5 protein-coding genes are annotated in these 6,787 nt (G+C 66.8%); all 5 read left to right on the top strand.

Annotation, left to right across the window (positions count from 1 at the left end):
- Positions 1-1,521: serine/threonine-protein kinase (locus tag V9G04_19400; protein ID MEI2715393.1), on the top strand; the 1,521-nt coding region annotated here is incomplete at its 5' end.
- Positions 1,522-1,523: 2 nt separating this feature from the next.
- Positions 1,524-3,011 carry a sulfatase-like hydrolase/transferase gene (locus tag V9G04_19395; protein ID MEI2715392.1) on the top strand — a complete coding sequence of 496 codons (1,488 nt, stop codon included), beginning with the start codon at positions 1,524-1,526 and terminating at the stop codon, positions 3,009-3,011.
- 218 nt (positions 3,012-3,229) lie between these two features.
- On the top strand, positions 3,230-4,870 hold the full coding sequence (locus V9G04_19390; GenBank protein ID MEI2715391.1) for a sulfatase-like hydrolase/transferase: 1,641 nt from the start codon (positions 3,230-3,232) through the stop codon (positions 4,868-4,870).
- A 74-nt stretch (positions 4,871-4,944) separates the two neighbouring features.
- Positions 4,945-6,042, top strand: coding sequence for a diacylglycerol kinase (locus tag V9G04_19385; GenBank protein ID MEI2715390.1), 1,098 nt, complete (start codon positions 4,945-4,947; stop codon positions 6,040-6,042).
- Positions 6,042-6,779, top strand: a complete 738-nt coding sequence (locus tag V9G04_19380; protein ID MEI2715389.1) for an SDR family oxidoreductase — start codon at positions 6,042-6,044, stop codon at positions 6,777-6,779. Before V9G04_19385 ends, V9G04_19380 begins: the two co-directional genes overlap by 1 nt.
- The last annotated feature ends 8 nt before the right edge of the window (positions 6,780-6,787 follow it).

Raw genomic sequence — 6,787 nt, 5'->3', positions numbered from 1 at the left:
TATCCCGAGGGTGATCTTGCGGATCGGTTGCGTCGTGACGGGCCGTTGTCAGTCAGTGACACCATTCAGGTGCTTGCGGACGTGGCGGAAGGCTTGGGTGATGCGCATAGCGCGGGTGTGATTCACCGCGACATCAAGCCCTCGAACGTGTTGTTGCGACACGATCGTGACGGCCGGCTGCGGGCGGCGATCTGTGACTTCGGGATCTCGACGGTCCGCGATCAGGAACACACGATGACCAACGGTGTGATCGGGACCGTGGGCTATCTCGCGCCCGAGCGACACCAGGGCCATCCCGCCACGGTGGCCTCCGACATCTATGGCCTCGGCTGTCTGCTGTGGGCCTGCATTACCGGTGCCGCACCGTGGACCGGCACGGATGTCCAGGTAGCGATCGCGCACATCCAGGAGCCCGTGCCGCAGTTGGCTCAGGCACCGCGGTGGCTCAACGCGCTCCTGGAGATGTCGATGGCAAAGGACCCGGAACACCGCTTCCGGAGTGCGAACGCCTTCCGCGTGGCCCTGTTGTCAGGCTCTGCCGACGCGCCGGTGAACATTGACGACACCCAGATCTCACCGGGGTGGGACACCACCCCTGTCGGCGACACGATCATCCGGCCCAGCACCGTGGAGACCACGGCTTCGATCAGACCCGCACCCGCTCCGATTCCCGTGGTGAAGCGGAACTCAGGCTTGGCACCCGCGTTGGGTGTCGCGAGCCTCGTGGTGCTCGCCCTGATCGCGGGGTTGGTGACCTGGCGGGTACTCAGCCACAAACCGGATGAGCCGACGGCCAAGCCGCCTGTGAGCCAGACCGAAAGCCCCGAGCCCACGACCACGCAACCCACTCCGTCGACTGCCGAGCCCGAGCCGAGCCAGACGACTGCCGAAGCAGCCGTCGAGGAGGGCCGCCTCGACATCGCGATGACGTACGACAACGTCGCCTGCGAACCCGGTCGCTACATCGTGATGGTGACGACCGTCCATGCGGAGCGGCTCTATGAGTCCGTGCTCAGTCGCGTGGCTCGTGACGTGCCGAACGCGAGATACCTGCGCGGCGACCTGGCCTGCGAGGTGTTCCTCGATGCCGACCCGAGGACGGGGGAGCACATCTACAACGCGTTCGTGGGTCCCTTCGACTCCAGGGAAGCCGCCTGCCGCGCGCTGGATTCCGTCCCGGTCGAATGGGCGTGGGTCCGCGAACTGAAGAACCCCTCCAAGGAGCGCGAGGGCTGCTTCTGCCTGCCCTCGGTCGACCGACCCGAGATCGGTGCCCCGGGCGTGGACACCACACAACTGGTCAACAAGCGCCGGCTCTCCGAGGCGCAATGGGCGCTGTCCAAACTGGGCTACTGGGAGAAATCGCGTACGTTCGGCAACTGGGGCGGCGAGTTCGCCGACGCGCTGGCCTCCTATCAGGCAGACGTACGCCTGGACGCCACCGGCATGCTGGACACGGCTACCTGGCAGGCGTTGACCGCGGACTACTGCCCGGCCACCAACTTCCTGCGGAAGGGGTGACGATGAAACGACTCGTCGCTCTCGGTCTGGCGGTGTTCTTGACGCTCACCGGATGCGGGATCCTCGACGGCGACAGCAACGAGCCGCAGCCCTCCACCTCGCAGCGGGTGGAGTCTCCGGCTACCACGCGTACGCCCGAGCACACGCAAACCGAGCGCCCCAACTTCTTGGTCATCGAGGCCGACGACATGCGCGCCGACGAGCTGCGCTGGATGCCGAAGACCTTGGCGTTGCTGGGCGACAAGGGCCTCAACTTCCGCAACTCGTTCGCCCCCAACCCGCTGTGTTGCCCGGCGCGCGCCAGCTTCCTGACCGGGAAGTACTCCCACAATCACCACGTGCTCAGCCATGAGGAGCCGTACGGTTTCGGTGCCTTCGACGACTCGACGACCCTGGCCACGCAGTTGCAGGCAGCCGGCTATCAGACGGGACTGGTCGGGAAATACCTCAACGGCTACGGCGTGCAGCCGGTCCACGGCACCAGCCGGGAGTCACTGAAGTACGTACCGCCGGGCTGGGACCAGTGGTGGGGCGCGTCGGATCACATCTGGCCGGAGGGCTCGCCGATCGGCGGCAACACGTACGCCTATTTCCACCTCACTTCCAACGTCAACGGCCAGATCAAGACCTGGCCCGGTGAGTACAACACCAACGTCATGGGTCGTCAGGTCCGCCAGGTCCTCGACGGCTTCGAGCAGCGGGACAAGGCCCCGTGGTTCGTGTGGTGGACGCCGATCGCACCTCATCACGGGGTGCCGTTCGAGCCGGACGATCCCGGTGTGGTCGAGCGTACGGACGGCTATCCGGTCCGTTGGGACACACCGGCTCGCCCGCAGTCGGTCAAGGGCAGTTTCGACGATCAGATCACGTCCGGCCTCGGAGTGCCGCCGACCGGCAGCCCAGAAGCCGACCGGAAGGACAAACCCAAGTATCTGCGCAACCTGCCCGACCTGAGTGAGGAGGAGCGCGACGTTCTCCTCAACGTGTCCCGGCAACGTGCCGAGGCGATCAGCGTTCTCGACGACGAGGTCGCCACCACGATCCGGTCCCTTGCCACGTCGAATGAGGCCGAGCGCACGATTGTCATGTTCACCTCGGACAACGGCTATTACCTCGGCGAGCATGCGAAGCGGCAGGGGAAGATCAACCTGCACGAGCCGTCGATCCGAGTGCCCCTGCTGATGGCGGGTCCCGGCATCCCTCGTGGCGAGAGATTCGACCCGATCACGCCACTCGACCTGGCCACCACCATCGCGGGTCTGGCCGGCGCCGATCTGCCGGACGCGGATGGTGAGGATGTCTGGCCGGTGGTGACGAAGGGTGATTCCGGATGGACACGCCCGATCGTCCTGGAGGGCCTGATGGGGGAGAAGGCGTACGCCGAAGCGGCGGGACGGGCGCGGTGGGGGCGCAGCCTGAACACGGTCGGCTTGCGGCTCGGGCACTGGAAGACTCGTACGTTATGCCACCGGCGAGATCGAGCTCTATGACCTGCAAGAGGACCCGCTTGAACTCGACAGCATTCCGCCGGATGATCCGCGCGTCGCGGACATCGAGGCACTGTGGGAGGCGTACGTCGACTGTGCAGGTGACCAGTGCCGCGCAGCGTTGCCCAAGCAGTGGCAATTAAGCCCGACTGCCAACAGAGATCTGACGCGCGCGCAGGAGAACGCCACGCGCGACTACTTCGGCCACTAGCCTCATCGGCGTGACGAAGCCCCGGATCATTGCCCTCTTGTCCGCGCTCCTCGTGGCGCTCACCCTGCAGGCGCCGGGGGTCGTACGCGCCGAGTCAAAGACGCCCAAGGCCGAACAGCGGCCCAACTTCCTGGTCATCGAGGCCGACGACATGCGCGCCGATGACATCCGCTTCATGCCGAAGACCCGCAAACTGCTCGGCAAGACCGGGCTCACGTTCCACAACGCCTTCACGCCCAACCCGCTGTGCTGTCCCTCGCGCGCCAGCTTCCTGACCGGGCAGCATTCGCACAACCATGGTGTCCTCACCCACGAGCCACCGTTCGCGTTCCAGTCCTTCGACGACTCGATCACGCTCGCTACCCAACTCAAGAGCGCGGGCTATCAGACCGGGCTCGTGGGCAAATACCTCAACGAGTACGGGGCGCAGAACATCCACGGCACGAAGAAGTCGTCGCGCACCTACGTCCCGCCGGGCTGGACCGAATGGTGGGGCAACACCGATCGGCCCTACAAGGGCGGGCACACCTACAACTACTTCCACCCCGCGTCGGTGGTCAACGGCGCACTCAGGCACTGGCCGGGGCGCTACACCACCAACGTCACCGCTGGTCAGACCCGCGCGCTGGTCACGAAGTTCAGCGCGCGCAAGGCGCCGTGGTTCTTGTGGTGGACCCCGATCGCGCCGCACCACGGTGGGCCGCGCGAGAAGGACGACCCGCCCGCCTACAAGCGGCCGGATGGCGCGACCGGCTACTTCGTCACCCCGGCGCGCCCGGCGTACGTCAAGGGCCGCTTCAACAAGCGCATCCGTTCGGGCGCGGGCGTGCCGCCCGGTGGCCAGCCCGAGCTCGACATGCGGGACAAGCCCCGCTATCTGCGGCTCGGGTGGCCCAATCTGAGCGCCTTCGAGAAGTCTGCGTTGACCACCGTGACGCGTCAGCGCGCCGAGGCACTGGCCGTACTCGACGACGAGGTCGCCAAGACGATCGCTGCGGTCAAGAACGCACCCGGCGCCGACCGTACGATCATCGCCTTCACCTCCGACAACGGCTACTACCTCGGCGAGCACCGCAAGCGGCAGGGCAAGACGAACCTGCACGAACCCTCGATCCGGGTGCCGCTGCTGATGTCTGGCGCCACGTTGCCGCAAGGCTCTCGGTACGACCCCGTGACGCTGCTCGATCTGGCGGTCACGATCGCGAAGTCGGCGGGCACGAACTTGCCGAAGGCCGATGGTATCGACTTGTCACCGACCTTCGCCGGAGATCAGGGCTGGCGCTATCCGGTCGTCCTCGAAGGCCTGATGGGCCAACGCCCCTATATGCAGTCGCGCTGGACCAACAAGGACTGGCGACGACGACTCAACACCATCGGGATCCGGCTGGGCCGCTACAAACTGGTCCGCTATTCGACCGGCGAGGCCGAGCTCTACGACCTCAAGAAGGATCCGCTCGAACTCGACAGCATCCACCGCTCGGCCCCCAAGCTGCGCAAACAGCTCACCAACCTCTGGGAGGCGTACGCCTCCTGCAAGCGCGCCGAGTGCACGGCGGTGCTTCCGGAGAAATGGCAGTTGACTCCGGCCGACAACGCCGCGATCACCAAGGCTCAGTGGCAGGCGGTGGTGAAGCGCTACGGCGTGCGGTGAACAACACACTGGACAAGTGTCCAGTGTTGTGTCCATCATGAGCATCGACCACCTCGCCTGCACGAAGGTTGCTGATGTCTCCGATCAAGATCGCGCACGTTGCCACCGGCAATGTGGGTCGCATCGCGCTGCGTCAGGTGATCGAGGATCCCCGCTTCGAACTGGTCGCACTCGTCGTCTCCGACGACGCCAAGGTAGGCAAGGACGCAGGGGAACTCGCGGGCGCTGCTGTCGAGACCGGCATCAGGGCAGTCCAGGGCATCGAGGCCGCGATCGCCGCGTCACCGGACGTCGTGGTCTATTGCGCGATGGGAGAGGTACGCCCGCGGGAGGCCGTCGCCGATGTGGTCGCCTGTCTGAAAGCCGGCATCGACGTGGCGGCCACCGCCCCCGTACCCCTGCTCTACCCCTGGGGCTCGATGCCTGATCGCGTGATCGAGCGTGTGCAGGCCGCCTGTGTCGAGGGTGGGAGCTCGCTCTTCGTCAACGGCGTCGACCCGGGCTGGGCCACCGACCTGCTCCCGCTCGCGGTGGCGACGACGTGTCAGCGGGTCGAGCAGGTGCGCTGCCTGGAGATCGCCGACTACGCGACCTACGACGGCGCCGACGTGATGCACTTCGTGATGGGGTTCGGCACTCCGGTCGGTGAGGTGCCGATGCTGTTCCAGCCCGGCGTCCTCACCTCCGCCTGGGGCCCGGCGCTCTACGGCCTGGCCGACGCGTTCGGGGTCACGCTCGACGAGATCAGCGAGTCGTTCGAGCAGGAGCCCGCGCCGGAGTCGTTCGAGGTCGCGGTCGGCACCATCGCCGAGGGCACCGTGGCGGCCGTACGTTTCCAGATCACCGGCATGGTCGACGGGCATCCGGCGTTCGTGGTCGACCACACCACCCGACTGCGACCGGATCTGCGACCCGACTGGCCGCAGCCGGCGCAACCCGGCGGGTCGTACCGCCTGGAGATCACCGGCGAGCCCTCGTACGTCGTGGACGTCTGCCCGACCAGCACGCACGGCGACCACAACTATTCGGCGATCGCGGTCGGGGCCGGGCGCGTCGTCAACGCGATTCCCGCCCTGCGTGACGCGGCGCCGGGCATCGTGACGAGCAAGGACCTACTGCCGAGTCGCACCCTGGGGCGCTTCGTGGTAAGTCGTTTCGTGGGAGGAAAGTGATGGGACGTGTCGACGGCAAAGTCGCCCTGCTGAGCGGGGGAGCGCGCAACATCGGCGCGGCGAGCGCGCGGCTGCTCGTACGTGAGGGCGCGCGGGTCGTGATCGGCGACCTGCTCGACGACGAGGGTGCGGCGTTGGCGGCCGAGTTGGGCGACGCGGCTCGATACGTACACCTCGATGTCACCAGCCCGGACGACTGGAAGGCCGCCGTCGCGACCGCGGTCACCGAGTTCGGCGGGTTGGATGTGCTCTTCAACAACGCGGGCATCTTCGATGGTGCCCCGATCAACCGCTTCTCCCAAGGGCAGTGGCAGCGGATGCTCGACGTGTGCCTGACCGGCGCCTTCCTCGGCATCCGCGCCTGCGCCGACGCGCTGGTGGCTTCGGGCAACGGCTCGATCATCAACACGTCGTCGATCGAGGGGCTGCGCGGCACCCCGTGGGCGCATGGATACGTCGCGGCCAAGTGGGGCCTGACGGGTCTCACCAAGTCTGTCTCGGCCGAGCTCGCGCCTCGTGGCGTACGCGTGAACTCGCTGCACCCTGGCCGCATCAGCACCCCGGCCACCGACGCCATGCCCGCCGACCTGATCCCCATCCCGCTCGGGCGCCCCGGCACCTGCGAGGAGGTCGCGAACTTCGTGCTCTTCCTGGCCAGCGACGAGTCGTCGTTTGCCACCGGTGCCGAGTTCGTCGTCGACGGCGGCACCGTCCAGCAGATCCCCACCAAGCCTTGAACCCTGTG

Source organism: Nocardioides sp. (assembly GCA_037045645.1).
Lineage (GTDB): Bacteria > Actinomycetota > Actinomycetes > Propionibacteriales > Nocardioidaceae > Nocardioides.
This window is presented reverse-complemented; position numbering and strand designations above follow the sequence as displayed.